Source organism: Acinetobacter sp. AOR18_HL, from assembly GCF_027855145.1.
Lineage (GTDB): Bacteria > Pseudomonadota > Gammaproteobacteria > Pseudomonadales > Moraxellaceae > Acinetobacter > Acinetobacter pittii.
This window is the reverse complement of sequence record NZ_JAKTIG010000031.1, coordinates 478,100-504,610: the sequence shown is the minus strand read 5'-3', so window position 1 is coordinate 504,610 and position 26,511 is coordinate 478,100. Positions and strand designations below refer to the sequence as shown.

At 37.6% G+C, this 26,511-nt stretch carries 31 protein-coding genes; 21 read left to right on the top strand and 10 right to left on the bottom strand.

Translation table 11 applies throughout. From position 1 onward, the window contains the following. Positions 1 to 20: 20 nt before the first annotated feature. Together MKL51_RS10510 and MKL51_RS10505 are read right to left on the bottom strand one after the other, a co-directional pair. Positions 21 to 1,049 carry a MerR family transcriptional regulator gene (locus tag MKL51_RS10510; RefSeq protein ID WP_017481447.1) on the bottom strand — a complete coding sequence of 343 codons (1,029 nt, stop codon included), beginning with the start codon at positions 1,047 to 1,049 and terminating at the stop codon, positions 21 to 23. Between the two features lie 215 nt (positions 1,050 to 1,264). Then, on the bottom strand, positions 1,265 to 1,963 hold the full coding sequence (locus MKL51_RS10505) for a DUF1826 domain-containing protein (protein ID WP_017481448.1): 699 nt from the start codon (positions 1,961 to 1,963) through the stop codon (positions 1,265 to 1,267). Between the two features lie 322 nt (positions 1,964 to 2,285). On the opposite strand from MKL51_RS10505, the gene MKL51_RS10500 reads away from it, so the two are divergent. After that, entirely contained in the window at positions 2,286 to 3,665 is a 1,380-nt protein-coding gene (locus MKL51_RS10500) for a putative bifunctional diguanylate cyclase/phosphodiesterase (protein WP_017481449.1), read from the top strand. Positions 3,666 to 3,789: 124 nt separating this feature from the next. On the opposite strand, the gene MKL51_RS10495 is transcribed toward MKL51_RS10500, so the two are convergent. The 3 genes from MKL51_RS10495 to MKL51_RS10485 are packed head-to-tail and all read right to left on the bottom strand — an operon-like array spanning position 3,790 to position 6,661. Then, positions 3,790 to 4,704, bottom strand: a complete 915-nt coding sequence (locus MKL51_RS10495; protein WP_017481450.1) for an alpha/beta hydrolase — start codon at positions 4,702 to 4,704, stop codon at positions 3,790 to 3,792. Continuing rightward, a complete protein-coding gene (locus MKL51_RS10490; protein WP_017481451.1) occupies positions 4,688 to 5,587 on the bottom strand; it encodes an alpha/beta fold hydrolase in 900 nt (299 codons plus the stop codon). The genes MKL51_RS10495 and MKL51_RS10490 overlap by 17 nt, the downstream gene beginning before the upstream one ends. 21 nt (positions 5,588 to 5,608) lie before the next feature. Continuing rightward, the gene (locus tag MKL51_RS10485) at positions 5,609 to 6,661 is read right to left on the bottom strand and encodes a sugar phosphate isomerase/epimerase family protein (RefSeq protein ID WP_017481452.1); all 1,053 of its coding nucleotides are present in this window, start codon (positions 6,659 to 6,661) and stop codon (positions 5,609 to 5,611) included. A 180-nt stretch (positions 6,662 to 6,841) separates the two neighbouring features. Between MKL51_RS10485 and MKL51_RS10480 the strand changes: the two genes are divergently transcribed. Next, positions 6,842 to 7,441, top strand: coding sequence for a TetR/AcrR family transcriptional regulator (locus MKL51_RS10480; protein ID WP_017481453.1), 600 nt, complete (start codon positions 6,842 to 6,844; stop codon positions 7,439 to 7,441). Between the two features lie 61 nt (positions 7,442 to 7,502). On the opposite strand, the gene MKL51_RS10475 is transcribed toward MKL51_RS10480, so the two are convergent. From MKL51_RS10475 to MKL51_RS10465, 3 genes are all read right to left on the bottom strand, one after another. After that, complete coding sequence (locus MKL51_RS10475; protein ID WP_017481454.1) at positions 7,503 to 8,261, bottom strand: HD domain-containing protein; 759 nt, start codon at positions 8,259 to 8,261, stop codon at positions 7,503 to 7,505. Between the two features lie 260 nt (positions 8,262 to 8,521). Further along, complete coding sequence (locus MKL51_RS10470) at positions 8,522 to 8,893, bottom strand: nuclear transport factor 2 family protein (RefSeq protein ID WP_017386636.1); 372 nt, start codon at positions 8,891 to 8,893, stop codon at positions 8,522 to 8,524. A 161-nt stretch (positions 8,894 to 9,054) separates the two neighbouring features. Beyond that, entirely contained in the window at positions 9,055 to 9,990 is a 936-nt protein-coding gene (locus MKL51_RS10465) for a LysR family transcriptional regulator (protein WP_017481455.1), read from the bottom strand. A gap of 106 nt (positions 9,991 to 10,096) precedes the next feature. Here MKL51_RS10465 and MKL51_RS10460 point away from each other — a divergent pair, with 106 nt between their 5' ends. Further along, complete coding sequence (locus MKL51_RS10460; RefSeq protein ID WP_017481456.1) at positions 10,097 to 10,846, top strand: 3-oxoacyl-ACP reductase family protein; 750 nt, start codon at positions 10,097 to 10,099, stop codon at positions 10,844 to 10,846. 588 nt (positions 10,847 to 11,434) lie between these two features. Continuing rightward, on the top strand, positions 11,435 to 11,989 hold the full coding sequence (locus MKL51_RS10455; RefSeq protein ID WP_017481457.1) for a TetR/AcrR family transcriptional regulator: 555 nt from the start codon (positions 11,435 to 11,437) through the stop codon (positions 11,987 to 11,989). Between the two features lie 87 nt (positions 11,990 to 12,076). Here MKL51_RS10455 and MKL51_RS10450 read toward each other — a convergent pair whose 3' ends face one another. Beyond that, positions 12,077 to 12,430 (bottom strand): winged helix-turn-helix transcriptional regulator, encoded by a 354-nt coding sequence (locus MKL51_RS10450; protein WP_017481458.1) that lies wholly within the window; start codon positions 12,428 to 12,430, stop codon positions 12,077 to 12,079. Between the two features lie 127 nt (positions 12,431 to 12,557). Here MKL51_RS10450 and MKL51_RS10445 point away from each other — a divergent pair, with 127 nt between their 5' ends. The 8 genes from MKL51_RS10445 (at position 12,558) to MKL51_RS10410 (ending at position 18,624) form a co-directional block, all read left to right on the top strand. Next, positions 12,558 to 13,415: an SDR family oxidoreductase gene (locus MKL51_RS10445; protein WP_025468432.1), complete on the top strand. Its 858-nt coding sequence runs from the start codon at positions 12,558 to 12,560 to the stop codon at positions 13,413 to 13,415. Positions 13,416 to 13,701: 286 nt separating this feature from the next. Further along, a complete protein-coding gene (locus tag MKL51_RS10440; RefSeq protein ID WP_017481460.1) occupies positions 13,702 to 14,406 on the top strand; it encodes a hypothetical protein in 705 nt (234 codons plus the stop codon). A gap of 245 nt (positions 14,407 to 14,651) precedes the next feature. After that, positions 14,652 to 15,344: a hypothetical protein gene (locus MKL51_RS10435; protein ID WP_017481461.1), complete on the top strand. Its 693-nt coding sequence runs from the start codon at positions 14,652 to 14,654 to the stop codon at positions 15,342 to 15,344. A gap of 160 nt (positions 15,345 to 15,504) precedes the next feature. Further along, complete coding sequence (locus tag MKL51_RS10430) at positions 15,505 to 15,822, top strand: hypothetical protein (protein WP_005070099.1); 318 nt, start codon at positions 15,505 to 15,507, stop codon at positions 15,820 to 15,822. Between the two features lie 174 nt (positions 15,823 to 15,996). Further along, positions 15,997 to 16,191 carry a hypothetical protein gene (locus MKL51_RS10425; RefSeq protein WP_005070097.1) on the top strand — a complete coding sequence of 65 codons (195 nt, stop codon included), beginning with the start codon at positions 15,997 to 15,999 and terminating at the stop codon, positions 16,189 to 16,191. A gap of 250 nt (positions 16,192 to 16,441) precedes the next feature. Next, positions 16,442 to 16,900, top strand: coding sequence for a hypothetical protein (locus tag MKL51_RS10420; RefSeq protein ID WP_017481462.1), 459 nt, complete (start codon positions 16,442 to 16,444; stop codon positions 16,898 to 16,900). Between the two features lie 312 nt (positions 16,901 to 17,212). After that, complete coding sequence (locus MKL51_RS10415; RefSeq protein WP_017481463.1) at positions 17,213 to 17,557, top strand: hypothetical protein; 345 nt, start codon at positions 17,213 to 17,215, stop codon at positions 17,555 to 17,557. Positions 17,558 to 17,679: 122 nt separating this feature from the next. Continuing rightward, positions 17,680 to 18,624, top strand: a complete 945-nt coding sequence (locus MKL51_RS10410) for a DUF4424 family protein (RefSeq protein WP_017481464.1) — start codon at positions 17,680 to 17,682, stop codon at positions 18,622 to 18,624. A 128-nt stretch (positions 18,625 to 18,752) separates the two neighbouring features. Here the strand turns inward: MKL51_RS10410 and MKL51_RS10405 are convergent, their stop codons facing one another. Next, positions 18,753 to 19,355: an HvfX family Cu-binding RiPP maturation protein gene (locus MKL51_RS10405; protein WP_017481465.1), complete on the bottom strand. Its 603-nt coding sequence runs from the start codon at positions 19,353 to 19,355 to the stop codon at positions 18,753 to 18,755. A gap of 164 nt (positions 19,356 to 19,519) precedes the next feature. On the opposite strand from MKL51_RS10405, the gene MKL51_RS10400 reads away from it, so the two are divergent. The 9 genes from MKL51_RS10400 (at position 19,520) to MKL51_RS10360 (ending at position 26,482) form a co-directional block, all read left to right on the top strand. Then, positions 19,520 to 19,828: an HvfA family oxazolone/thioamide-modified RiPP metallophore gene (locus MKL51_RS10400; protein WP_004642275.1), complete on the top strand. Its 309-nt coding sequence runs from the start codon at positions 19,520 to 19,522 to the stop codon at positions 19,826 to 19,828. Between the two features lie 69 nt (positions 19,829 to 19,897). Then, positions 19,898 to 20,761, top strand: coding sequence for an HvfB family MNIO-type RiPP peptide maturase (locus tag MKL51_RS10395; RefSeq protein WP_017481466.1), 864 nt, complete (start codon positions 19,898 to 19,900; stop codon positions 20,759 to 20,761). Then, complete coding sequence (locus MKL51_RS10390; protein WP_031945047.1) at positions 20,712 to 21,467, top strand: HvfC family RiPP maturation protein; 756 nt, start codon at positions 20,712 to 20,714, stop codon at positions 21,465 to 21,467. Before MKL51_RS10395 ends, MKL51_RS10390 begins: the two co-directional genes overlap by 50 nt. Positions 21,468 to 21,469: 2 nt before the next feature. Further along, entirely contained in the window at positions 21,470 to 22,090 is a 621-nt protein-coding gene (locus MKL51_RS10385) for an RNA polymerase factor sigma-70 (protein WP_017481468.1), read from the top strand. Further along, positions 22,084 to 22,263, top strand: a complete 180-nt coding sequence (locus MKL51_RS10380; protein ID WP_017400102.1) for a zf-HC2 domain-containing protein — start codon at positions 22,084 to 22,086, stop codon at positions 22,261 to 22,263. Before MKL51_RS10385 ends, MKL51_RS10380 begins: the two co-directional genes overlap by 7 nt. 91 nt (positions 22,264 to 22,354) lie before the next feature. After that, positions 22,355 to 23,266, top strand: a complete 912-nt coding sequence (mumR, locus tag MKL51_RS10375) for a LysR family transcriptional regulator MumR (RefSeq protein ID WP_014206319.1) — start codon at positions 22,355 to 22,357, stop codon at positions 23,264 to 23,266. A gap of 345 nt (positions 23,267 to 23,611) precedes the next feature. Continuing rightward, positions 23,612 to 24,865, top strand: a complete 1,254-nt coding sequence (locus MKL51_RS10370) for an NRAMP family divalent metal transporter (protein ID WP_014206320.1) — start codon at positions 23,612 to 23,614, stop codon at positions 24,863 to 24,865. 34 nt (positions 24,866 to 24,899) lie between these two features. Next, a complete protein-coding gene (locus tag MKL51_RS10365; RefSeq protein ID WP_017481469.1) occupies positions 24,900 to 25,664 on the top strand; it encodes a LamB/YcsF family protein in 765 nt (254 codons plus the stop codon). A gap of 2 nt (positions 25,665 to 25,666) precedes the next feature. Beyond that, positions 25,667 to 26,482, top strand: coding sequence for a putative hydro-lyase (locus MKL51_RS10360; RefSeq protein WP_080612904.1), 816 nt, complete (start codon positions 25,667 to 25,669; stop codon positions 26,480 to 26,482). The last annotated feature ends 29 nt before the right edge of the window (positions 26,483 to 26,511 follow it).

Below are 26,511 nucleotides of genomic sequence, written 5' to 3'. Positions count from 1 at the left end.
AGCCAGTTGTTTTGATAGAACTAAGCACCACGCATTAATGCCGCTACTGCTTTTTCTAGAAATTGTAGCGTCACTGGTTTGAGCCAAGTACCGTCGGCAAGGCTTGGTTCATTTTGCATTGCTGTACGGATTTTTTCTTGAGTAGTTGGATTTTTGCCAGCATAGCCTTGTAGCATAGAGAGCCATTGTTGTGCCAAATGCTTTGCTCCATCACTATCTGGTGTGACCTCGGCATCAATCAATTTTTCAATATCAACCAATAATTGAGGCCATTTTTTCATCTCACGAATATAATTCTCTTTTAAAAAAGTAAACTCATCGTCAGATAAATAACGCGCAAAAATACTCAGCTTACTCTCAGAAAAAGCTTTAAGTAAAAACTCAACAACTTCTGGCGTTACGCCTAATTTTTCCTGAAATTCAGGTTCGGCTGAGTTTATGGCATTTAGTTTAACTAACCATTCTGGGTTAGCTCGCGTATTGTGCTCAAGGGTTTTCATCCACTTTCGAGCCAAGTCTTGAGCTGCTTCACTATTAGATGGTTCGCCAGCATTAAACAGTGTATTTGCTGCTTGAGTTAACTCTTGCCATTCTTGGTGGCTTTTAGTGCCTGCTTGTAAGAAAGTCAGTTTTTCAAGCTCTTCTTTTGTAAAGTATTTGTCAAACATCGCGATAAGCTCCAGTGTTTTTAGCCAATCCTCCAAACCAAGCTCTTCACCATTTATGATTTGAGATTTAAGTTTGCTGAGCTGATTTCGCAATTTCTTTTGCTCTGTCAGCCTTTGATCAATTGCTTGAATCTGCTGATCAATAATCGGTAAAAGCGCAAGATTGGGGTCTTCAAGAACCGTATGGATTTCGGCTAACGACATTCCCAGTCCTCGTAATGCTTGAATCTGATGCAAACGAGTAATGTCTTTACGGGTGTATAGTCGATAACCTGCATCGGAACGGACCGAAGGCTGAAGTAAACCGATATCGTCATAGTGATGAAGAGCACGGACAGTAAGTCCTGTTTGCTTAGCCAATTCACCAACTTTTAACAGCATCTTTTTAGCTCCTTCTTCCTTAGGCGTGTTTTATGCTAGGGGCTTACGTTACGTGAGGGTCAACTACTTTAAATCATATTTTTTCATTATTTTCGCTTTGGTAAATATTCGAATTTATTTGATTCGTTTTCGGAATATCTTAAGAGATTACTTAAGCCAGTTTTTATTTGATAAAAATGATTTCAAGCTACTCCAGTCATGGAGTGGCAATATATTTAACAAATCAACAGCAATCGATACTCGCCATCTTTTTCAACTGGAGCTCGATGAACACAAGGTAAAACCTTTTGAGTTGGATGATCTACTGCTAAACGCCAAATATGTCCCGTACCTAAATTTAAAGGTTGGGCATTCGGTTTAGGCTGATAATGCAAATCAAAAAAATACTCTGCCAAAAAAGCTTCAAAGTCAGCATCAGAACCGTCATGTAATTCTTTGAGCCTTTCTCTAATTTCTGGAATTAAAACTTTTTGTTCAACTTGATCATTGGGCACAATATCACTGGCAGCGCCGTGATAGGTACATAAGAATGTATCGGTTTCAATGGGGGAGCGGTCAACATGAAATGAATATACATCTGTTGAAATGAAATCTAGCTCTTCATCACGTTCATACTTTTTAAGCAAATTAAGTACAGGTGATGTGCCACAATCAGTTAACAGCTCGATATCTTCTAAAATAATTGCTCTCGCCAAATTGCCTTTTTCTGAAAGTTGTAGGGCTAACAAGTCTTCAACAGAAACTTCTGTAATATTTTCTTTTAACTGAAGTTTACTCACAATTTCTTTAAAGTCGCCCACCAAATTTCTGTGCCAGCAGATCGCATTTGTCTCTCCTTGAAAATGTGTATTTACAAGTTCAGAGAAACTACAAACTTTTCTAATTTGATTGCTGTCAGAAAATGCGTTCTTCATATGAGAATTAGATAAACCAGAAGCCGAGTCGCATAATATACACTGAGCTATCTGTAGTCGCTAAATAGTATTTCTCATTAAATAAGTTAATTGCTGTTCGCACTCAAACCTTGTGTAGCCTAGTAGAGACATGTATCGTTAGGGGATGATCCTTTAAAATTATAAGGTGATTGAAAAACAAAATTATTCAATTAAACAACCGGACTGTGCCACCACAATTAAAACAACACCCACCTCAAGATGAGTCATATAAAAATAAATAAAACATTAGGTTTTATTGGTGAAAATTGACAGGGTATATCACTGATCAAGCTTGGGGTTTATGAAGAAATATTTTACGGTTGATTTATTTATGATAGCTTCGTCTTACTTTAAAAAACGCAAAAAAAATTACCGTACCGTAAAGGATCAGCAGCTTACAATCGCCGCAAAAGCAAATATCTTCATTTGTATTATTTTTTGTTTGTTTTGGACCACATATTTTATATTTGCAAAAATGTGGTTAATTGTGGGTATGGATATCATTTTTACACTGATCTCCATCTTTAGCCTTTTTCTTATTTATATAAACCGCATTTCAGCGGGTATTCTTTTATCTCAAGTCGTTCTGCTTGTTTTTCCAGTCATTTTTTGCTTATTTTTTGATGTCGCTACAAGTGACCGTCCGCAAGTGGCTCAATTGTTTTTACCCGCTGGGGCGATATTGGGATATTTGAATTACCGTAGAAATCCAAGCTTTTTACAAGCTGCTTTAATTCTTTTGTCGATTGGATGCTTTATATTTTTTAGTGGCAGCTCTTTTAATCTTGAGAGCACCATACCTTTACCGGAAGATATTCGTGACCATGGGGGATGGATTGCAACTTGTGTCGCTACGCTCATGATCTGTATTTCAATTTACACCATGCAATTAGAGATACAAACTGAAAGCACTATGGTGCAAGACTTACGCTTAGCGCTTATTAAAGAACAGTTTGAGCTTTTTTATCAACCGCAAATTAATGCTTCTGAAACGCTAATTGGCGTAGAAGCTTTATTAAGATGGCATCATCCTGTTTTAGGATATATTCCTACAAAAGATTTTATTCCAGCAGCCGAAACTTTTGGGTTAATGCCAGAGATTGGGGAATGGGTATTGGCTCAAGCCTGCAAAGTTCTACAAGACTGGAGTAGCAAAGCCGAGACTAAAGATCTTACGCTTTCAATCAATATTAGTGCTGATCACTTCATGCAACCAAACTTTGAGCAAACTGTGATTGGGCTGATTCAGCAATATGACATCAATCCATCTCGGCTCATTTTAGAAATTACTGAAAATATTGCTTTAACAAATTGTGTAAGCATGATCGAAAAAATGCAGTTCTTATCTAAACAAGGAGTTCAGCTTTCTCTTGATGATTTTGGTACAGGTTATTCATCTTTAAGCTATCTACAAAAAATGCCCATCAGACAAATCAAAATTGACCGTAGCTTTGTACAGGCAGCATTGGATGATAAACGCAGTAATAAATTAGTGACTGGTATTATTAAAATTGGACTAGATTTGAACCTCCGCGTGTTAGTAGAAGGCATCGAAACGACTGAACAATTTAGTGTTTTTAAAAATAACGGATGTACTGAGTTTCAAGGCTATTTGTGGGGTTGTCCGATGCCTTTAAATGATTTCTTAAAACAGTTAGCTCATTTCAAAATGAAAAATTAATTTCAATAAGGACTCATGAGAACCGTTATTGATAGTCAAAATTTAATTAGGCCACTCCGAAAATGTAATTAAACAATTTTGAAGAGTGGCCCAACTAAGTAATATATTTGAATAATAAAAAGATCTACATTCGAATATTACGGTAGATAGATTTTACTTTGTCGGGACTAACCGTCAGCATGTGAATTGCGCCGTGAATCATTCCTTCTAATAAATAAAAGTTCACCTGAATACCCGCATCCCACAGTTTTTGAGCATATCTTTCACCATCGTCACGAACGGGATCATATTCACACACAAAAATGGTTGCATCAGGCAGTCCCTCTAAAGACTGAGCGAGTAATGGGCTTACAAATTCATTGTGTTTTTCACTTTCATGCTGTACATATTGATCCCAGCAATAAACCATTGTGGATGAGTCCAAACCATAACCTTCGGCATATTGGCTATAGGAATTACTGCTCATCGTGGCATCTAAAGCGGGGTAAAAAAGAAGTTGATGGCTCACCTTAATTTCTGGGTGTTGTTTTGCCATTAAACATGTGGCGGCAGCTATATTGGCGCCCGCACTATCTCCGCCTACAGCCACGCGGTTTTGATCAACTCCAAACTGTGATGCGTTCTCGTAGATATAACAAAATGCCGTAAAAAAATCATTTAAAGGTGTAGGGAACTTAAATTCTGGCGCCAAACGATAGTCCACAGAAAATACAACCAGTTGAGTAGTTTCTGCTAGTAATCGACAAGCACGGTCCCATGCATCTAAACTTCCGAGGCACCAACCTCCACCATGAGCAAAAACCAATGCGGGCCGTTGCTCAGTGTTTTCGAGAGAATAGGGAACATACACGCGAACCTCAATTTCCGCGCCATTAGCAACAGCAACATGAAAACTTTGTTGATAGCTTGCATCTTGCTCAATGCCTTGCTGATCAATAATGTCTTTATTTACTTGCTCTCTTAGCGCTTGTAAGGAGTTTACTCCTTGTGCGGTAGGTCTGGATTTAAGCCAGCTTTCAATTTCAGCAAGTAGAGGCATGGCTTTTTTCCTGCTGCAAAAATTCTAAAATGAGTGAGCTAAATATTTTTGGCTGTTCTTCCATAATGAAATGACCGCAGTCTTTGACAATCGCACTGGTTAAATGGGGTGAAACCTTTTTCATGGTTTCATAAGGTGCATTATCTGTGGCATGTTCAGCGCCAATGGCTAAAACAGGCATGTCTAAATTTTTAGTTTCTCTCATTTTATTTTGACGTATGGTCTCTGGAATAGAGCGGTAATAATTAAACCCCGCCGCTAACCGACCCGGAATTTTATAGGCTTCAATATAAGTTTCAGTTGCAACTTTATCTTTGTGCCACGACCATTTATCAAACATATAATTTAAATAAGTATCTTCACGGCCCGCGATTAAAGCTTCGGGTAAATCTAGGGTTTGGTTAAACATGAAGTGCCAAAGAAAAATATTTTCACTCGGCTCAACAAAAATAGGAGGTGCGGGTGCTAAACCGGGAATCACAGCCTCTGTGACCGCAAGTCGAGTTACAGACTCAGGAAAGTCAGATGCAAGCGCATAGGCAACCCACATACCAATGTCGTGACCAATAACCGAATAAGTGGGATATTCAAGTTGAGTCATGAGCATCGATAAAATTTTGGCAATACGTCCCGTATCGTAACTTCCATCCAGTGGAGCTGAATTTCCTGTTCCGGGTAAATCAACCGCGATTGCTTGATAACCCTGTTTTGCCAACTCAAGCATGACTTTGTGCCACGCGTACCATGTTTGGGGCCAGCCCGGAATTAGTAATACCGCTGGGCCTTCACCTAAGGTGACGTAGTGTAATTTTTTGCTTTCGATGTGAATGTAATGATGATCGAATTCGTGATGTGAGTTTTTATTGAATAATTGAGTTTTCATGTTGATTTCTCTTACTCTTCCTTAAATACCCAATAGCTGATTAATTTGAGTCTGATTCACAGGGGCAGCAGCAAAGTCATCAAACACTTTATCGGTAACATGAATAATATTTTGCTTAATGAATTCGGCACCTTCACGTGCGCCATCGTCTTTATTTTTGAGGCAACATTCCCACTCTAATGTGGCCCAGCCTTCGTAGTCGTAATGCGCTAACTTTGAAAAAATCGCTTTAAAGTCAACTTGACCATCACCCGTAGAACGGAATCGACCCGCTCGATTTCCCCAGCTTTGATAGCCGCTATACATTCCTTGGCGGCCTGTTGGATTAAATTCGGCGTCTTTAACATGAAACATGCGAATGAAATCTTTATAGATATCAATATATTCCAGATAGTTCAGTTGTTGCAAAACAAAATGGCTTGGGTCAAAAAGAATATGGCAACGTGGATGGTTGTGAGTCCGCTCTAAAAACATTTCAAATGTAATGCCATCATGCAAATCTTCACCGGGGTGAATTTCATAGCAAAGGTTTACGTCATGTTCATCACAAGCATTCAAAATAGGAAGCCAGCGACGCGCTAATTCATCAAACGCCGTTTCGATGAGTCCTGATGGTCTTTGTGGAAATGGAAATACATAAGGCCATGCCAAAGAGCCTGAAAATGTCCCCATATCTTTAAGACCAAAGCGGGCAGATGCCTGAATTGAAGCGAGCATTTGTTGTTTTGCCCACTCGGTTCTAGCCGTTGAATTGCCATGCAAATGAGATGGGGCAAAGTTATCGCACATTGAGTCATAAGCAGGATGCACAGCCATTAACTGCCCAAAGATATGAGTCGTTAACTCACTAATTTTTAAGCCATGATTGTTTAAAGTACCTAATATTTCATCGCAATAATCTTGGCTTTCTGCTGCCAAATTAACATCAAATAAACGCTTATCCCAAGCAGGAAGTTGTACCGCTTCAAATCCTTGGTCTGACACCCAAGCAGCTATATCTTCTAGACGGTTAAAAGGGGAAATGTCATCGCTAAATTGAGCAAGGTGGATGCTAGGACCTTTGATCGTTTTCATAACAAAACCTAATTAGTTGTCGATCGACAAACAATAGGCTTAATTTTTGAGAAAAACAACTTTTTATTTGAAAATCAAAACAAAGCGAGACTATTTTTAATAAATCTCATTGATTTATTTGTGAAAATATTTTTTTCGAATAATAATAAAAAGAGGTACTAAATTTGATAAAGGGTCATTATGGCTGGCAGACCAAGAGAGTTTGATCGAGAAGAAGCCCTCGTAAAAGCGAGAGATTTCTTCTGGCTTCACGGCTATGAAGGCACATCCATGTCAGATTTAGTTGAAGTTTTGGGGATTGCCTCTGCTCGAATTTATAAAGCATTTGGCTCAAAAGAGGCTTTGTTTAGAGAAGCTGTAAATCACTATGAAAAAAATGAAGGTAATTTCGCCTTAAATGCCTTAAAGCAAAAAAATATTAAGGATGCAATCAGTCAATTATTTGCAGATGCACTAGTGCTTTACACGCAAGCCAACCATTCGTATGGGTGTATGGTTGTGTCGGCAGCGAGCGTATTAGGTGAAGAAAACCAAGCTGTTTTGGAATGGATGAAAGCACAGCGTATTGAACGGGGCCAAAGCCTAGTCGATCGATTTGTTCAAGCAAAATCAGACGGACAATTGGTGGCAGAAGCTGACCCTAAAACCTTAGGGCAATATTACGCGCTTGTTCTGCATGGGCTATCAGTTCAGGCAAGAGATGGATATTCGCAAGAAGAGCTTTCTCAGGTGATCCATTTTGCATTAAAAAATCTAGATCAATATGTTGTAAATGCTTAATCGATTCAACTTTCAAGCTGAGACTTAATAGGGTTTTTACGATTAATAGCTCTCGTAAAATTCACTCTTCGTATAAATTTGACTTAATCATGAGTGGTAAACCAAGACTATTTAATAAACTAGTTCGAGAATTTGGTACATTCTTACTTTCTAAATCAATAAGTTCAATAAATTCTTTATTAAATTGTTTTCTAGGATATTTTTCCAAAATTTTATTTCTAAAAGAGAAGGGGAGTCTATATAGACCGTCACTAATCACATCGCATGATGCACCTTGCTGTAATAGCGTAATTTCTGCTGGGTCAGAGTGATCTATATAGCCGTTCATATGTAAGCAGATAGCATCTTTAATAACTCCACTTTTCTTCTCATCAAAGCTATATTCTTTAGCCTTTAGCTCAAATTGTTTAGCACTCTCATAGGTAAAACAGTTACAACCTTTACTATGAATATGTTGCTTAGTTAAGCCAATATCATGAAAAAGTGAGGCTATTAAAAGTGATTCATTATCAAATTGCTGTTTTTGTATATTGCCTAGGGCAGCACCCCAGAAATAGGTGCGCCATGAATGATTATAGATAGATATATCTGCTTTAGCTTCGAGCTCATCAAGCGCGACTTTAACCATTTGAGTATCTGGTATCACGATCTGATCAATATCAAAATCATCTAAAGTTTTGAACCGAAAGTAATTTATTTTTATAGTGGCCATAACACTTGGCAGCATAATTTTGTGAATTAACTTAACTTTCTCTTTGAAGCTGAGCTGACCATTTGTAGCTTGCATCCAGTGATATGAACCAATTCTTTTAGTTTTCATGATTAGTTCCCATTTTAGAGTAATTACTCTAAAATATTATCATAGATAATTTTTTGCAAGCGATATCTTCCATAACCATAATAATGATTATCTTCGCGTAAAGATTTATTTAACTTATATCATTATTTTTAATAGTAAAAATTAGGTATTAAGTGAGTGTGGGCCTTTTGAAAAGATAAGAGAAATTTATATGAAATGATGTGTGAAAGCCCTCCGAGGAGAGCTAAATTCTTTTACTTATAACTCACAAGTATGAGCTTTTAAAAATAGGCTGCAAAAGTTTGCGCAACAATTTTGCCGTTACGAACAATGATGGTATCCGTAGCTAATTTTGTATTTGTAGTTCGCCAGCGAATATAAGCTACTTCACCACAAATTGTCTTTTCATCAATTTCAATATCTCGTGTACCTTCAGGAAAGTAGTCACGAAAAACTGAAATAAATGTCTCGTGAATCTGAGACGTTCCTCTAATAATTTCGCCTGTACCATTAATGATAATGGCATCAGCAGCATAGTCTTGAAGCGTTAAATCTACATCACCTAATCGGAAAGCATTTAAATGTCTTTCTAGAACATCTAAGGTCTCGACTGTTTGTTGATTTTCAGTTTTTGGGTTATTCACGCTCATCATTTTGACAACTCCTATATTGCTTAATTTAAAATCGCAGTTGACGATTGATGGGATTATTATTGTTTTCTCTAGCCCTGATTTGTAGATAGTGCAGAGTTGAAACACTTTCTACTATTTATTGAAAATCTATGATAGAAAGTCATTATTATTTGAAAGTCTTTTTACTTTCCCATCGTATGTGCTGATAATTGCTCACTAATTTTTAACTCTTCAAATTTTTCTACTAGAAAATCGATAAAACAGCGCGTTTTTGCAGGCATATGCTTTTTACTTGAAAAATAAAGATTGGTTTCGCCTAAATCTGCATACCAGTCAGGTAAAATCCTGATTAAAGTTCCATTCGCTATATAGCTTTTAGCATGCGCCGTAGAAATAGCTGCGATTCCCATTCCCAAAGCTGCACCTTGATGTAAAGCACTCGGATCATCTGCTACCAGTTTTTCATTTAGGTTTAGATAGGCGTGTTCACTGTTTGGACCTAAAAACTTATATTCATGTAGCTTACCTGTTTGAGGCGACCTCATAATAATTCCATCCCAACCCGATATATCTTGTGGATGGCGGGGTAAAATTTTATTTTTTAAAAAAGCTGGTGAAGCAACAATAATCATGTGAAGAGGAGAGAGCGGTCTTTTTACAATTCCAAGACCCAATTTAACTCCGCTTCCAATTGCTACATCAAAGTTATCCGTAATTAAATTGACTTGTTTATTAGATAGATGCCATTCGAGTTTAATCTCGGGATATCTATTTATAAATTCTGGCATGAGGGGGAGTATATATTCGACGCCGAAGCCGGCACTGAGACTAATTTTTAAGATGCCTTTAGGGCTACTTGAGCCTGTATTAAATTCTGAAATGCTGCTTTGAATACTATTTAAATTATCTCGAATGTTATTAAAAAAATGTTCGCCTGCTTCAGTCAAGGTAAGATTTCTAGTACTTCTATGAAAAAGTCGTACTCCTAAATTTTGCTCGAGTTGCGCTACATTTCTAGATACTGCGGCAGGTGTTAATGCTAAATGTCTTGCTGCTGCCGAAAAACTACCATGTTCAGCACTTCTTATAAATGACTCAAGATTAGACAAAGTTTCCATGTTTTATTTTCAATTTTTACTTGAAAATGATTATAGCAAACACAGACTACTTAACAATTAGCCCCGATTTTATAGTTTAGATACTTAAATAAATGGGTAATCTAAGATGTTAAATAAGCTATCACTTACGGGAAAAATCGCACTTGTAACAGGTGGATCAAGAAGCATAGGGGCCGAAATAGTCAAAAAGTTAGCGGCTCATGGAGCTACAGTTGCGTTTACTTATCATGCGTCTCAAAAGAAAGCAGAAGAATTGGTTAAAGAAATCGAATTTTATGGTGGACAGGGGTTAGCCATAAAAGCAGATGCTGGTAATCCTGAAATGGTTATTCATGCTGTAGCTGAGGTTGCAAGGAAATTTAATAAGATTGATATCCTAGTCAATAATGCTGGCATAAGCCATTTAGGTAGTTTGGAAGCTGTAACTATTGCTGACTTTGAGAGATTAGTTGCCGTAAATATTACTGGAGTATTTTTGACGACCCGCGAAAGCCTAAAGCATATGGGAAAAGGTGGACGAATCATAAATATTGGAAGCACGATGGTGAATTATTCAGGATTTAGTGGGGCATCAATTTATATTCTTACAAAGGGCGCCATTACAGGTTTTTCTAAAGGTTTGGTGCGGGAGTTAGGTTCTAAAGGCATAACAATTAATACAATTCATCCTGGACCTACCAATAGTGATATGAACCCTTCAGATGGACCAATAGCAAATTTACTTCTGCCGAATATTGCTGTAGGCCGATATGGTGAAGGAGTGGATATTGCAAATTCTGTTCTATTTTTAGCAAGTGAAGACGCAAGTTATATTAGCGGTGCAGAATTAAGTGTTGATGGCGGGTTTATTGCCTAAGCATTTTATAAACTCCAATTTAACAATAACTTCCTCATTATTTAGCCTTACTTTTTTAATGATCTATTTTAAAACAAATGTCATTTTGTGTGCTTGACTGAAAGAGGTCGGAATATTATTCTTCGCCTGCTGGCCACATTGCCAGTCGGTCGTCGCGGACCGCTTTTTTCGACCACATCAGGATTATTTTTTCTGAGGAATAGTCTTGTGTGCATCTCGTTCCCTCCCGTAGCGGTAGGACGGGAGAGGGACACCCTCGGGTGTGCTGGAGTCGAAACCAGTCCGCGAACCCTCTTCCGTTCTGCCACCATAATTTAAATGTCTGGCAGAACTCCCAATAAAAAGGAGTTGGCTTTGCACATCCATTATTTCTTGGCTCTCAATGCCAAAAGCTATAACGGCACAGCTTAAAAATTAAAGCAGCTTGAACGCCCTAAGGTTTTCAGGCTTAAAGTCTTTTTTATTTAAAACTTAGCAACAACAAAACTTGAGATGTGCCAAGCACAGTCTTACGGGCTTTGCTGTGCCTTTTTTCTCCCAAAAAAGTATCTCATTTAGAAACAACAATAATTTTATAACGGTAAAAATATGCCAAATTTAGTTCTCTCAACACGTGCTATTCAAGTTATCAATAAATCGATTGATTTATTTCACCACCACGGCTTTCATACGGTTGGAATCGACCGAATCGTGAAAGAGTGTGAAGTGACCAAAGCAACTTTTTATAACTTCTTTCATTCTAAAGAGCGGTTTATTGAAATCTGTCTAATTGTGCAAAAAGAACGTTTAAAAGAAAAAGTGGTTTCAATTGTTGGGTACGATCAAGGCACAAGCGTGAAGGATAAACTCAAGAAACTTTATTTGTTACACGCCGATGTAGAGGGGATGTACTACCTTTTATTTAAAGCCATTTTTGAAACGAAACTGACCTATCCAAAAGCCTATATCACCGCGGTGAGATATCGCACATGGCTAATTAATGAAATCTATAGCCAGCTTATAAAACTCAAAACAGATGCTACCTTTCAGGATGCCAAGCTATTTTTATATATGATTGAAGGTGCAATTATTCAGCTTATAAGCTCAGATGTGGCAATCGAGCAGGAGAGAGTGCTTGAGTGTTTTTTGCTGGGGTTCGGGTAAAGGAGTACGGACTCTAAGTTTGTTGATAAGAGTTAGATGAAGATATATCAATCGTGAAGCAAATTTAAATATACAAAGATTTGCTTATTAAACTAAGTCTGAACGAGGCTGCTGTTCTAATAACTGAGATATATTATTTTCAAGCCAATCCGTTAAATCAAAAAGTCTATCGGAAGCTTCTCGGCCAAAGTCTGTTAATTGATAATCTACTCGAGGGGGCACTTCGGCATAGTCCTGACGAAAGATAAAGCCATCTTGCTCGAGTAACTTTAAGGTTTGTGCCAGCATTTTTTCACTAATTCCATCAATTAATTTTTTTAATTCATTAAAGCGCAAACGCTGATCACGTAATGCAACTAAAATTAAAACGCTCCAACGGCTTGTTAGTGTTAACAAGATTTTTCTAGATGGACAATTTGCTGCAAAAACCAGACCTTTCATTGCTCATTACCTGCATTACAAAAGTTTACATTTAATGCTGAACTTACTTTTAGGTAAGTACTTACTTTTAGTAAGTGAAGATACTACGATGATTGAAATATTTCAATTACATCAGATGGAGATCATCATGCGTATTGCAGTTACTGGTGCAACAGGTCAACTTGGTCAATTCGTTATTTCTCAATTACTTGAACGGACCGAAGCAAAAAATATTGTGGCATTAGTCCGTAATCCAGAAAAAGCTTTAGATTTAAGTTCAAAAGGGATAGAAGTTCGTCCTTTTGATTATGTTAATGATGTAGAAAAACTTTCAGAGCAACTGCAAGGTATTGATAAGCTTTTATTAATTTCATCAAATGAAATTGGTCAACGCACAGTACAACACCAAAATATTATTAATGCAGCAAAACTCGCGCATGTAAAATTTATTGCTTACACAAGTTTATTAAAAGCAGATGTAACACCGCTTTTACTTGCACAAGAACATGTTGAAACTGAACAATATTTAAAAGCATCGAATATTCCCTACACGTTATTACGCAATAACTGGTACAACGAAAATTATGCAATGGGTCTTAAACAAGCAGTTGAGCATGGCAAAATTTTTGGGGCAACTCATCACGGTAAAGTTTCTTCTGCTTCACGTCTAGACTATGCAACAGCGGCTGCTGTGGTATTAACGCAAGATGGGCATGAAAATAAGATTTATGAGCTGGCAGGTGATACAAGTTACACGCTTGATGATGTGGCAAAATGGACAAGTGAAATCACTAAAAAAGATATAACTTATCAAGATTTACCCGAAGAAGAATATAAAGCATTCTTAGTGCAGGTTGGTGTACCAGAAGGGTTTGCTCATATATTGGCAGATTCGGATGAAGGCGTGTCTAAAGACGGTTTATATAGTGATAGCAAAGATCTGCATCAGCTCATTGGCCGCGCAACGACAAGTATGCAAGAAACTGTGAAAGAGTTTTTAAAATAAGCAGTTTTTCTATCGCTTAGACTGACATGAAATTTTAACTTGATATTTAACAACGGTAATTTTAGAATCCGCCCAACTAATTTTTAGGAGCTTCAATGTGAGTACTTGCTCGAGTGACAGTAGTCGATCGGTAATAGTCTAAGTATCCACTGAAGTCCTGACAGACCTCTTTTTGTGGATGCAAGAAGAGGTTTTTTTATTTCCATCTTTTCATTTCTATTATTAATCCATGATTTATTCATGACGGGTTGCAGTACTTGCATGTGCTCCATGACTTATGGGAGTGATGCTAGTGTTATTTACTTTAAAGAAACGCTCACTTATTTCTGGTTTCTGTTTATTCGCATTATCTAGCGCGAGCCATAGTGGACGACCTATGGTTGTTGACGATGCTGCTCTGGTTTCTCCAAAAACTTGTCAGCTAGAAACATGGGCACAGCATAACTCTGACAGCAAAGAATATTGGGCAACACCAGCCTGTAATTTTGGTGGTAATTTTGAATTTGCTATAGGGATGGGGAGAGTAAATGATGATACTGAGCATGTCAGTTATGCAACTCTACAAGGTAAAACCTTATTAAAGCCTTTAGAAACGAATGATTGGGGAATTGGTTTTTCATTTGGTACTCAAATCAATACTAAGGATTCTTCAAAGAAAGATTGGACGGTTAATGTTCCTTTAAGTCTTTCTACTTTGGATGATAAGTTTTTAATCCATGCCAATATGGGATGGTTACGTGAAAATATCTCGCATAAAAGCCAAACCACGTGGGGTATTGGAACCGAAACACAACTTGCTAACCCATTAACGCTCACTGCCGAAGTATATGGTAATGACCGAAATGACGCCTTTTACCAAACAGGTTTTCGGTACATGGTCTATAAAGAATTGGTTCAATTAAACGCAAGTTATGGCGACCAAATTTCGCATCACGATAATGCTTTTTTTTCTGTCGGGTTTGTATTTCTAACAAAACCGTTTTTACCTTGATGATTTAGGAATATCTTAATAAAGTATTTAAAAAAGTGCTCTTTTAAACATAAAAGAGCACAGTAAAAATAAGTATATATTTCATATAAGGAAACTTTCTCTCTTCTTTTGATTTCATCTAAAACATAGAGTAAAGTTCGTTCACAAGATATTAAATAAAATGAATGGCTTGTTATGAATACTATAAAAGCTTTTAATGATTTTTATAAGGTTAAAGAAGTGATTCCAAATTGTAAAATATAGATATGGCTTCTAAAAAATTTCTTTCTACAATTGTGCGGAAAAGTAAAGAAAATAGAGGAAATATAGCCTTATGCTCTATTCTTTTTATTATTCCTTTATTTGTATTTCCTGGTTATCCAAAAAATGAATGGCAGTACGAGCTATATCAATACATCACACAAACTATGCATGTGACTATTGGTACAAAAGGCCCACTACCGTTTTTTACGATTCTTTATAGCATTTATATAACCATAGTCATGTTCTTTTTAGGCTGTGCAGTATGCTATTTTTTTATTAAAGAACACGGGATTAATAAAGCTTATCAAGAAGAAATTTATAAATTCTTTTTTAAAGCCGAGTTTGAATCTTCAAAAAAATACCCTTGGTTAGAAAAGCCTTTAGTTAAAAAGACATTGGTCTCAATTACATTTGCTATATGTTTGATTATGGGAGTTTTTCACTTTATTGATGATGATATTTCTCAGCACAGACCTAGACGTAAAGGTGGACTTATAGCATTTAGTTATAATTACAGAGTGGGGGTGATGTTCTGGGAAATAGCAGTCAGCTTATTTAGTATTTTCCCGATTTTTTATTTTGGCTTGTTATTCTTATATATCATTAATTATTTTTTCCGCGGGTTAGGTACGGGTAAGGTGGTTATTCCTTCAGAAGTGCCAAGCAAAAAACGAAAGAGAACTAGAAAGGTCTGATATTTTTCTTTTGAACTGGTTAAACGCATTTCACTCAATCTATCAACAAATGTGACAGAATCTAACTTTTTATATCGTGTAAATACCGCTATCTTAATTGGACTTGAGCACATCCTTTTGAAGTGTTCGTCTTTTCGTTAGATTTTTAGGTATTTAAAAAATGAATAAAATGCACGTAACTTTAGCGGTCATTATTGGTTTAATTGTTGGTGGGGTAATAGGCGCTCTTGGTTACTCTAAAACTGCTGCACGTTATGACGCAATGACGACAGCATGTGTCATGGTAAACCAAGCAGTTGAACATGGCATCTTGAAACCAGAACAAGTGAAAGAGCTTGGTGAGCTAACAGGACAAAGCCTTAAAAAAGATTATGAGTCAGTTGCCTCTAAATTTAAATTTTCTGAAAAGCAATTAGGTAATGCATCTGAAGGTTCTAATTGTAGTCAGTTTATTGTTGGGGTAAATGCCGCACAATAACCATTTAGAAGCCCACAATAAGTGGGCTTTTTTATAATGTTTAGTTAGGGCAGCTACAATATTAACTGAACATATCATGTATAGACTGCTATAATAATGATCAATTCAAAATCTGAAATATAAGCTTGCCTAAAGGCAGGCTTTTTGTATGTGTAAACAAGTCTGCTAGGAAATATGAAACGCTATTTAAAACAAACTGAATCGGCTACGACTAATTGGACAACAGAGCAAGACTGCTTTTTGATCGAAAATAATTCTCTCTCAATTTGCGAGCTCATCGAGCATTTACCTTTTTCTGAAGAAGAAATACGAGTGCGTCGAGCTGTTCTGGGTTTAGTGAGACGAGATAAGCAAATGAAAGCATATTAATTTTACCAAATGGTAAAAATAATATGAAAATAAATGTTTCAAACTTTCTCTATTCAACCATGCATTTTTGCGGATGAGTTATCAAAACCATAATTTTTTTCGGTATTTTATTGGTGCGCTTTACATAAAGCACTAACTACTTACAAACAAGTCTAATAAGGTTACCTTTAATTACATGAGTTTAAGCATAATCAAATACATAAGACATTCATAGATCAGAACTTTATAACAATAGGACGGAGAGAGGTTAATGCCAAAGTATCTAGCTGTAGCCGAAAAGGTTTATAAAAATATAAAAAAAGATGGCTTATTCACTGATGACATTACTCAGAACCTTAACTGTTTAATTAGTCAGATCCGAAAAGCCATCAAGGGAACTGAGTTTAAGCTCAAGTTCAACTATATAGACTTTGAAGAAAATTTAACGAAACCGTTAAGTGAATGCAAAGTTAAAATTGATTTGAGTGTCATGCCAAAGTTTACAAACGAAGGTGAATATCTTCTTTGGTTAGCTGGTCTTATTGAGCGAATCACAGAAGGGGGAAAGCCTAAATTGCCACCAATTTCGCACTTTTTACCACCAGGTTTTAAGATGTCGAAAGATTCGTTTCCTGTAACTGTTGCTCCTCCAAAAGAAGAGCATGCAGACATGATTATCAATTATTTTAAATCTGAGGATTTTATGAAAACCAATAAAACTCCTTCATAAAAGAATATAGAAGCGAACGTCCACCTTGCTTCTATATACTGCTGGTTTAAACTCAGCGACCGCCTTCTGGGGCGGTTTTTTTTGACTAAATATAATTGAAACTCAATTTTTTCTTATGTTTAAACTCAGATCATAGACAAGATTAATTGTATGTAAATATGCATGATTTTTATGTTTTATAATAAATAACAATTATTTAAGTTTATATTGCAATAAAGGAAAAGATACATTTTTCACATAACCAATGTGCCAAGTAACGCAATTAAACATTTAGCTGTTCATAATCTTTAAAAAAAAGAGAAAGTGAACGATATGAATGAAAATGCAGAGCTTATAAAATACATTGACGTTGCTGAAAACGTCTATGAACGTGTCTATGAAAATAATCAAGTTTCCAATAATTTGATTGTTAACCTCAACCGCATCATGGCGGAAATCAAAAAACAGGCCCAAGAAAAAGATCTGAGGTTAAAATATAAGTCGATTGACTTTGAATATTGCTTGAGTTTGCCTTTGGCAGATAGAGATATAAAAATTGACCTTAGTTTGATGCCTCACTTTGAACATCGTGATGAATGCATTTTATGGCTAACCAACTTTATTGGAAAAATTAGTGTGCCTAAAAAGATGACGAGACAAAAACTAAGTTTTCATTAAAGTTTTTAGATTTAAAGCGATATATGAGTCATTACTAAAAAACTAATCGTATCTATGCTTAAATAGTTATGCTTTATTCCAGATCGATATTTTATAATTAGAAAATGACAGAGCGCTTTAAAATGAAAACGTTTGCATTAACCTTTGCTGTTTTAGCTTCGTTATCCACCTATGGTCTAGCCAACGACTCTACGGGTTACGTGGGTACGGGTGGGATTCAATATCTCAAAAACTCGCAGATTGCCATGCAAAGCGAAGATCTATTCATCAGTAAAAAACTGATTAAGGTCGACTATCTTTATAAAAACTTAAGTAATAAAGACGTGACGGAAACCATCTTATTTCCGTTACCGCGCATTGATAATTTTTTTGAGTCTGATTTTGCTCACACCGAAGAACTTTTAAAAAGTTTTAAAATTGTGGTGGATGATAAAAATATAAAGCCAGAGATGCATGTCAGAACCTTTATTCAAAAAGATGAAAAATCTCCCCTGATTGATGCTACGGATGAGTTTAAACAGTGCGGTTTTAGTGAAAAAGAGATGCTAAATCCGTGGACTCGTACTAACTATGATTATGAATATTATGTAGATAAGCTAAAACAATGTAAAAAGCCGCAAATACAGAAAATTTTAGCCAAATTTAAAAAAGATGATGTGATTCCGTGGTCATCTCAAGTGATCTATAGTTGGAAGCAGACTTTTAAAGCCAATGGTTTGACTAAGATTCATCATGAATACAAACCTTTGGTCGGTGGCTCTGTAGCTCTCTATCCAGATGAATATAACCAGCAATTTTGTATGGATAAAAAATTTAAGCAGGGCTTAAAAAAAGCCAGTGCAGAAAATTCGCCGTTTAGTGCTTTGGGTTATATTTTGACGACGGGCGCAAATTGGGCAAAACCAATTGAAAACTTTAAGTTAACCATTGAGCGCGATAAAGACGAACTGGTTTCATTTTGTTGGGATGGGCCAGTTAAAAAAATTAGTCCAACTCAATTTCAAATGACCAAGACTAAGTTTGTACCCAAAAAAGACCTAGATATTATTTTTGTGAGAGTTCGATAACTTCATACAGGCTTCTGGTTTGAGCAAATTGCCTCAATATTGATTGTGTGTCATGAACCAGACATGGCACACAATAAGAAAAAGATGCTCTATGTTGCTGTCAGTAGGATTCTGAGCGTAATGATTAATTAGGGCAGCTTCTTTTTAATCCAATAATCTAAACTGAAATAACGGCCGCCTCCAAGAACAAGCAGTGCGAGAAGCATGACTAAATACGTAACGGCAAACTCAATTCCATTATTTAAAATTACAAACGAACCACTAGACGTGAGCCAGTCATAATTGCCGTAGGTTTGTAATATTTCACGAGCTTTCTCTAACTTTTCAGCCGAGGCCAAGACCTGCATGTTTGCAAAGGGTGCATTTGGATCAGCAATCGCTTGCCATCCATTTGGTAGATGGACTGTGAATATAGCAACTAACATCGTAATAATCAGTGGGATGCTAATTAAGCGAGTAAACAGACCAAATGTTAATAGTATTGCCCCCGCGAGTTCAGTTGTTGTTGCAAGCAGGGCCATTAGATATGGAAAGGGAAGTCCTAAACCTCCATCTGAGTTGCCAAACCATTCTACAATATCATTGAAGTGCATTAATTTATTTGTGCCGGCCATCCAAAATATAGGAACTAAATATAATCGAAGAGCCAGAGCTGCGATGCCGTCCGCATGTTGTAGAGTTTTACCCAGTTTTTGATAATATTGAGATAAGCCATAAATAAAATTCTTCATGATAATTTCACATCCGATGCGATTAAATATTAATTAGTCGGATAAAGACTGTATTTCTTACATAAAAAAATTTTTTATTTACGGTGTAATAAAAAAGGATTTGGTCCGTCTAACTATACGTACAAATGTACAAACCGAGAATTTATCTTTAAAGGAATACTAAAATGAACAAACTCAACTCAATGACTTCAGTGGCGGCATTATTAGCACTTTCAGTTGCTGGCGCTACACAAGTGGCGGTAGCAGCAACCCATACAACAACCGAAGCACATGCAACCAAAGCAGCAGATGGAAAATGCGGTGAAGCAAAATGCGGTGCTAGCAAAATGAAAAACCACGAAAAGTCTGCCGAAGCAAAATGTGGTGCAGATAAAAAAGCAGCTGATGGTAAATGTGGAGCAACCAAAAAAGCAGCGGACGGCAAGTGCGGTGCAGATAAAAAAGTCGCTGACGGTAAGTGCGGCGCTAAGTAAACAATCTGATCATGGATGATGTCGACCTTCTGGTAAGTGTCGGCATCCATTCCAAAAGGAGAAATCACCATGATGGATTTGTCAGGCGTAGGACTGGGTTTAAGGCGTGATTTTATAGATTCGTTTTTAGATGCAAAAACATGTCCCGATTTTATCGAAGTTGCTCCTGAAAACTGGCTAGGTTTTGGTGGTCGACATGCGAAATTACTCGCACAGTGTGTTGAAAAAGCCCCATTAATTTGTCACGGCTTGTCATTGTCTATTGGCGGTCCTCATCCACTCAATCTTGAATTTATCGAAAAAATAAAAAGCTTTTTAGAACAATATGATGTCTCGATTTATTCTGAACATTTAAGTTATACAAATGATGGCGGCTATTTATATGATTTGTTGCCAATCCCCATGACTGAAGCGGCTGTTCAATATGTCGCTGAACGTATTTTACGTGTTCAAGATATTTTAGGAAGACGATTAGTCATAGAGAATGTTTCTACTTATTTAATGCCCAATGCTGAAATGAGTGAAGCGGAATTTATCCGTGAAGTCCTTCAATATGCAGACTGTGATTTGCTTTTGGATGTAAATAATGTCTATGTCAACAGTATTAACCATGGCAGTGATGCATTTGGATTTATTCGGGACATGCCAAAAGAAAGAATCCGTTATTTACATATTGCTGGACATGAACAAGTTCAGAAAAATTTATTAATTGATACGCATGGCTCAGAAGTTTGTGATCGCGTATGGGAACTATTGAGATATACCTATCAAGTGTGTGGTGTGAAAGCAACTTTACTTGAACGCGACTTTAATATTCCATCATGGCAAGAGCTAGAAGAGGAGCTAGCCAAAATTAAAATAATTCAACAACAGGAGAGTGGCTATGAAGGAAAATCAAATATCCTTTCAGACCATGCAACAACAGTTTTGTGACTGGATTAGAGATCCTGATTTGGAATTACCTCAAGCTCTTCCTGCCGAACGAATGAATATTTATCGAGACTTACTTTTTAATAATGTCTGTTCATTTATTGATTTAGTTTATCCCGTGGCTCGTGCGATGTTGCCAGAGTTAAAGTGGCAACAATTACTCTCGGAGTTTTTTCAAAAGGCCCAGTGCCGCTCGCCTTTGTATAATGATATTTCTCTTGAGTTTAGAGAATATTTGACAGATCAGCAGCACCCGATATTGCAAGAATATCCTTGGTTAGCTGAGTTGTTGCAGTTTGAATGGCTTGAGTTGTATTTAGACACTGTTGAAATTGAAAAAATAGTTTTGCAGGAAAACTGTGATTGGCAGTTAACCACGAAGGTATGGGTATTGGTTTATCAATATCCCGTTTATACGTGGACAACTTTAATGACTTCAGAACAGGCCGAGCCTATGCCTGGAGCAATTATGGTCTGGCGAGATGAACAAGACAAAGTATGTATTGAACAGCTTTCGCCTTTGTTTGCTATGGTGATTGAACAGTTGACTCAAAATGTAAAGTTAACTGACCAAGATATTCATACACTGATTCAATCTGTACACACTGATTTGTCTGAACATGATATTTATCTGCAAATTCAAGAACTAAAAGCACTGTTAACTCGAGTGCGATTGATTCAAGTTCCCCATGATTTTAAAGAGGTATAAGGATGACTTCAGCCGTGGCATCATATCATGAAGAAATAGGGGATCAGCTGCATAATCCAGCCTTTTTACAAGACTTAAGACAGCAAATGATAAAATTTGCTTTTTTACAGCTTTCTTCGCTTCCTCAAGCTGAAGATGTGGTGCAAGAGGCATTAACGAGTGCTTTCCAGCATTTAGATTCATTTAAAGGGCGGGCTGCATTCAAAACATGGGTGTTCGCGATTTTAAAAAATAAAATTATTGATGTGATTCGGCAAAAATCGCGTTTGGTCTCAATGACAGAATTATTTAAAGATGAGGAAAGTGAACTGAGTATTGATGCACTGTTTGATGCTTCTGGACATTGGCATAAATATGAAGCGCCTCAAGCATGGCAAAGCCCTGAAGAAATGATGGAGCAGGCCGATTTTTGGATAATTTTTGAAGCTTGTTTAAATCATTTACCCGCCAAATATGCTCAAGTTTTTATGATGAGAGAGGTGATAGAGCTGAGTTCTAATGAGATTTGTAGCAAGTTGGAATTGTCTATCTCAAACTTTAATGTGTTGATGTATCGGAGTCGTACCAGACTACGTGAATGTTTAGAAAATAAATGGTTATTGAAGGAGGATTGTTCATGCTGACATGTCGACAAGCCACTCAACTGTTGTCTGAAAAGCAAGATAGACCATTGTTATTACGTGAGCAAAGTGGTTTACAACTGCATTTATTGGCGTGCCGCTCATGCCGCCGTTATTCAAAACAGATCAAAACAATTAGTCAGCTTTCTAAAGCATTTAAAAATTTGGATGGCTAATTTTATTTAAAAATTTATTTATTGCTAGCCTAATCACGCTAACAACTCCCATACTATAAAAGTAAAGGAGTTTTTTAAGACAGGATGAAACGTGAATTTAAAGAATCTTGAAGCATTTTATTGGGTTGTGACTTTAAAGAGCTTCAATAAGGCCGCGACTAAATTACAAACCACCCAGCCTGCGGTCTCTCAAAAAATCACATCTCTTGAAAATGAATTAGGCTTTAAAGTTTTAGATCGAAGTTATCGGCAGCTTAAACCAACACACAAAGGCTTAACCTTATTTAAGTACGCCGAAAAATTTATGCGACTAGAGACCGATCTGGTGGCTGAACTGACTGAAAATCAACACCTGACTGGCACCATTCGTTTAGGCGTTTCCGAAACTATTGTTTATACATGGTTGGTTGAATATATCGAAAAGGTTCAGCAAGAGTTCCCAAAAATTTCAGTAGAAATTGTGGTAGACCTTACGCCTAACTTACAAGAAGGTGTTCGGACAGGTGACTTAGACATGGCTTTTTTACTTGGGCCCACTTTAGCTTTTGAGTGTATTGAACAAGCCTTGTGTGACTTTGAACTAAGTTTCTTGGCTTCACCGTCGTTTAAAGGTGGAGTTGCTCAAATGTCTTTTAAAACTTTAATGTCACATACCATTTTAACTTATCCAAAAATTACCTATCCCTATAAAGAATTGAAAGCACGAATGAAAGAGCAAGGGATTGATGAACCACTTTCAATTACCAGTTATTCATTGGCAACGCTGTTGCGTTTAGCCGAGCAGGGCTTAGGTATTGCTGTGGTGCCGACCTTAACAGCACTAAAAGAAATTACTGATGGGCGACTAGAAATATTAAATACGCCTATTCAGTTAAAGACGTTTCATTTCACCTCGATCTACATTCAAGGAAACGATGTTGCCTTAAAAGAGAAATTAACCGAAGTTGCGGTTAAGGTCTCTGAATGCGCTATGAAAAGACTCAATGAGCAAATTAAAAAATAAGCTGTTTTTGAGTGTCTTTTATCCCTATTGTTTCTCATTTAAAAAAAGCTGTTTTGTATGTGAAACCATAAAAGCAGCTTATTAACTTCAATAAGTAAAGCTTATCCTGATTTTTCAATAATTGATAGATTATTAAAAATCAATCACTTGAAATTTTTATTTTATGTAAAAAGTCTTATTGTCCGTAGTGATTAGCTATGTTTTTATTTTAGACACAAGATTTAATCACCGATTGTGTTAATTGGGGAACAGGGAATCTTTGTCATTTTAAAGGATTAAAGAATATCGTTTGGGACGAAAAATGGTGTTCTTGGTTCAACTTGAAAATAGCGTTGTTAAGCTCAAATGGATGAGGAACGCATTAATATGTCTTTACTGAAATCTTCTTTTTTATCAGATCGCCAATGGGCCATTGTGGCCTCGATCTTTATGATGGCGACCTCTGCAATGGGGCCCGGATTTTTAACCCAAACTGCTGTATTTACAGTCAAGTTAGGCGCGGCATTTGGCTTTGCCATTTTAGTTTCCATTCTGATTGATTATGTGGTTCAACAAAACATTTGGCGTGTGGTGACACTTACTCAAATGCGTGCATCTGATATTGCCAATAAAGCATTGCCGGGTAGTGGTTATTTACTGGCATTTCTGGTGATTTTGGGCGGGTTTTTCTTTAGTGTCGGTAACATTGCCGGTGCAGCTTTAGGTTTAAATGCGCTTTTTGGCCTCGACACAAAGTGGGGTGGTATTTTAAGTGGTGCATTAGCCATTTTGATTTTTGCCTCTAGAAAAGCAACGCTTGCAATGGATAAAAGCATGATCGTATTGGGATTACTTAAAATCCTCCTGATTATTATCGTTGCTGTCATTGTGATGCCTCCAGTTGGGCAAGCTGTACATCAAACCTTTGCTCCAGATCAGATCGACTTTGCCATTATTACCACCATTGTTGGCGGTACGGTTGGTGGCTATATCTGTTATGCGGGTGCACACCGTTTACTCGATAAAGGCGCTGTTGGCCCTGAAAATATTGATGAAGTTGCTAAAGCTGCGACCAAGGGCATTGTTGTGGTCGGCATCATGCGCTATGTGTTGTTCTTGGCTTTTTTAGGTGTGGTGGTGAGCGGTGCAACCATTGATTTAGCCAGCCATGACGCCAATCCGGCAGCTCAAGCATTCCAATATGCAGCGGGTACATTTGGTTTTAAATTATTTGGTTTAATTTTCTGGGCAGCAGGGATTAGTAGCACCATTGGCGCAGCATATACTTCAGTGTCATTCTTTACTGCGTTTAAAAAGAACTTAACACCAAAACAAACCAACTATACGACCATTACCTTTATCGCATTGGCTTTATTGCTCTATGTGTTATTGGGTGCAACTCCGGCAGGCCTACTCATTTTCGTAGGTGGTTTTAACGGATTGGTGTTGCCAATTGGCCTTACAATTTTTGTGTATGTTGCCGCGTGCCGTAAAGATTTGATGGGTAATTATAACTATCCAAAATGGTTGCTTATTTTGGGTGGATTAACATGTCTGTTAACGTGGTGGATGGGCTACATGTCATTTACGACTGTATTTAACTATTTGACCAAGCTTTAAGCCAGACTGCGTGAAGTGATAAAGGAATAATGCCATGTTTGTAGATTTAAATAGTGATTTGGGTGAGAGCTTTGGCTCATGGAAAATGGGTAATGATGACCAGATTTTACCTGTCGTGACCAGTGCCAATATTGCTTGTGGCTTTCATGCTGGCGACCCACTCGGCATTTTAAAAACGGTTCGTAAAGCCGTTGAGCTTGGTGTGACTATTGGGGCCCATGTGTCTTATCCAGACCTTGTGGGCTTTGGCCGCCGTAATATGGATTTGTCACGTGACGAATTGATTGCCGATGTGCTTTACCAAATTTCTGCACTCGATGGTTTGGCTAAAGTGGCAGGCTCAAAAGTGCAATACGTTAAACCACATGGCGCGCTCTACAACACCATTGCCCATGACCAATCTCAAGCAGCAGCCGTGATTGATGCCATTAAAATGTATAACCCTGAACTGGTTTTAGTGGCTTTGGCTGGGTCGAACTTAGTCGAGCAGGCACGTGCGGCTGGCTTAAAAGTGGTATCTGAGGCATTTGCAGACCGTGCTTATAACAGCGATGGCTCATTGGTGTCTCGCCGTCTAGAAGGTGCGGTTTTACACGACTCGGCATTTGTTGCGAGCCGTGTGGTGTCTATGCTTAAAAATGGTGGAGTTGAGTCAATTGACGGCGTATTTACTCCAATTCAAGCCGACACCATTTGCTTACATGGTGATACCGACGGTGCACTAGAGATGTCGGCTGCCATTAAAGTCGAGCTTGTAAAAAACAATATTGAAATTCGCCCGTTTGTAAATAAAGCATAAGGATGAGCACCATGTATAAGGATATTAAAGTCGACCCAGCTCAGCTTGAAGCTGCGTTAGATGCGCGTTTAAAAATCCGTGCAGGTTTTGATAAACCGACAGCAGGCATGGCCGCAGGTATGACGCAGGTCAACATGATTTCGGTGCCAAAAGAGTGGGCATATGACTTTTTGCTCTATGCACACCGTAATCCGCAAAGCTGCCCTGTGCTTGATGTGCTCGAAGAAGGCATCTATGCAACTAAGCTTGCAGCAGACTCAGATATCCGCACTGACTTCCCACGTTATCGCATTTGGAAAGATGGCGAAATGGTCGATGAAGTGACCGATGCAAGAGAGATTTATAACGCTCATCCTAATTTGGTGACATTCTTAATTGGCTGTAGTTTTTCGTTTGAAACAGCTTTGCAAGAAGCGGGCATTGAAGTTCGTCATATTCATGACGACACCAATGTGCCGATGTATTTGAGCAATATCAAGTGTGAACCAGCAGGGCGTATTTCAGGAAACATGGTAGTTTCCATGCGACCAATTCCATCGCATCAAATTAGCGAAGCGGTAAAAATTACAGCACGTATGCCAAGCGTGCATGGTGCACCTGTACATATTGGGCACCCTGAAAGCTTAGGAATTTTGGATGTAAATAAGCCAGACTTTGGCGATGCTTCTCGTATTGAAGCGGGTGAAATTCCAGTGTTTTGGGCCTGTGGCGTAACACCGCAAGCTGCCGTCATGAACTCGAAAATTCCTTTTGCGATTAGTCATGCACCGGGTCACATGTTTATTACCGACATTCCTGACCATGCTTGGATTGGCTAACTGGACTAAAGAAGAATTAAAAAGGATAA

Bases quoted from the DNA above. Each gene is read 5' to 3' on its own strand.
- MKL51_RS10445 (WP_025468432.1), top strand. From the start codon at position 12,558: ATGCGTATTGCAGTTACTGGTGCAACAGGTCAACTTGGTCAATTCGTT.
- MKL51_RS10420 (WP_017481462.1), top strand. From the start codon at position 16,442: ATGCCAAAGTATCTAGCTGTAGCCGAAAAGGTTTATAAAAATATAAAA.
- MKL51_RS10440 (WP_017481460.1), top strand. From the start codon at position 13,702: ATGCTAGTGTTATTTACTTTAAAGAAACGCTCACTTATTTCTGGTTTC.
- MKL51_RS10365 (WP_017481469.1), top strand. From the start codon at position 24,900: ATGTTTGTAGATTTAAATAGTGATTTGGGTGAGAGCTTTGGCTCATGG.
- MKL51_RS10460 (WP_017481456.1), top strand. From the start codon at position 10,097: ATGTTAAATAAGCTATCACTTACGGGAAAAATCGCACTTGTAACAGGT.
- MKL51_RS10490 (WP_017481451.1), bottom strand. From the start codon at position 5,587: ATGAAAACTCAATTATTCAATAAAAACTCACATCACGAATTCGATCAT.
- MKL51_RS10400 (WP_004642275.1), top strand. From the start codon at position 19,520: ATGAACAAACTCAACTCAATGACTTCAGTGGCGGCATTATTAGCACTT.
- MKL51_RS10390 (WP_031945047.1), top strand. From the start codon at position 20,712: ATGAAGGAAAATCAAATATCCTTTCAGACCATGCAACAACAGTTTTGT.
- MKL51_RS10465 (WP_017481455.1), bottom strand. From the start codon at position 9,990: ATGGAAACTTTGTCTAATCTTGAGTCATTTATAAGAAGTGCTGAACAT.
- MKL51_RS10435 (WP_017481461.1), top strand. From the start codon at position 14,652: ATGGCTTCTAAAAAATTTCTTTCTACAATTGTGCGGAAAAGTAAAGAA.
- MKL51_RS10425 (WP_005070097.1), top strand. From the start codon at position 15,997: ATGAAACGCTATTTAAAACAAACTGAATCGGCTACGACTAATTGGACA.
- MKL51_RS10430 (WP_005070099.1), top strand. From the start codon at position 15,505: ATGAATAAAATGCACGTAACTTTAGCGGTCATTATTGGTTTAATTGTT.
- MKL51_RS10495 (WP_017481450.1), bottom strand. From the start codon at position 4,704: ATGCCTCTACTTGCTGAAATTGAAAGCTGGCTTAAATCCAGACCTACC.
- MKL51_RS10385 (WP_017481468.1), top strand. From the start codon at position 21,470: ATGACTTCAGCCGTGGCATCATATCATGAAGAAATAGGGGATCAGCTG.
- MKL51_RS10370 (WP_014206320.1), top strand. From the start codon at position 23,612: ATGGATGAGGAACGCATTAATATGTCTTTACTGAAATCTTCTTTTTTA.
- MKL51_RS10415 (WP_017481463.1), top strand. From the start codon at position 17,213: ATGAATGAAAATGCAGAGCTTATAAAATACATTGACGTTGCTGAAAAC.
- MKL51_RS10500 (WP_017481449.1), top strand. From the start codon at position 2,286: ATGAAGAAATATTTTACGGTTGATTTATTTATGATAGCTTCGTCTTAC.
- MKL51_RS10380 (WP_017400102.1), top strand. From the start codon at position 22,084: ATGCTGACATGTCGACAAGCCACTCAACTGTTGTCTGAAAAGCAAGAT.
- MKL51_RS10470 (WP_017386636.1), bottom strand. From the start codon at position 8,893: ATGATGAGCGTGAATAACCCAAAAACTGAAAATCAACAAACAGTCGAG.
- MKL51_RS10480 (WP_017481453.1), top strand. From the start codon at position 6,842: ATGGCTGGCAGACCAAGAGAGTTTGATCGAGAAGAAGCCCTCGTAAAA.
- MKL51_RS10450 (WP_017481458.1), bottom strand. From the start codon at position 12,430: ATGAAAGGTCTGGTTTTTGCAGCAAATTGTCCATCTAGAAAAATCTTG.
- MKL51_RS10410 (WP_017481464.1), top strand. From the start codon at position 17,680: ATGAAAACGTTTGCATTAACCTTTGCTGTTTTAGCTTCGTTATCCACC.
- MKL51_RS10510 (WP_017481447.1), bottom strand. From the start codon at position 1,049: ATGCTGTTAAAAGTTGGTGAATTGGCTAAGCAAACAGGACTTACTGTC.
- MKL51_RS10395 (WP_017481466.1), top strand. From the start codon at position 19,898: ATGATGGATTTGTCAGGCGTAGGACTGGGTTTAAGGCGTGATTTTATA.
- MKL51_RS10360 (WP_080612904.1), top strand. From the start codon at position 25,667: ATGAGCACCATGTATAAGGATATTAAAGTCGACCCAGCTCAGCTTGAA.
- MKL51_RS10475 (WP_017481454.1), bottom strand. From the start codon at position 8,261: ATGAAAACTAAAAGAATTGGTTCATATCACTGGATGCAAGCTACAAAT.
- MKL51_RS10485 (WP_017481452.1), bottom strand. From the start codon at position 6,661: ATGAAAACGATCAAAGGTCCTAGCATCCACCTTGCTCAATTTAGCGAT.
- MKL51_RS10405 (WP_017481465.1), bottom strand. From the start codon at position 19,355: ATGAAGAATTTTATTTATGGCTTATCTCAATATTATCAAAAACTGGGT.
- MKL51_RS10455 (WP_017481457.1), top strand. From the start codon at position 11,435: ATGCCAAATTTAGTTCTCTCAACACGTGCTATTCAAGTTATCAATAAA.
- MKL51_RS10505 (WP_017481448.1), bottom strand. From the start codon at position 1,963: ATGAAGAACGCATTTTCTGACAGCAATCAAATTAGAAAAGTTTGTAGT.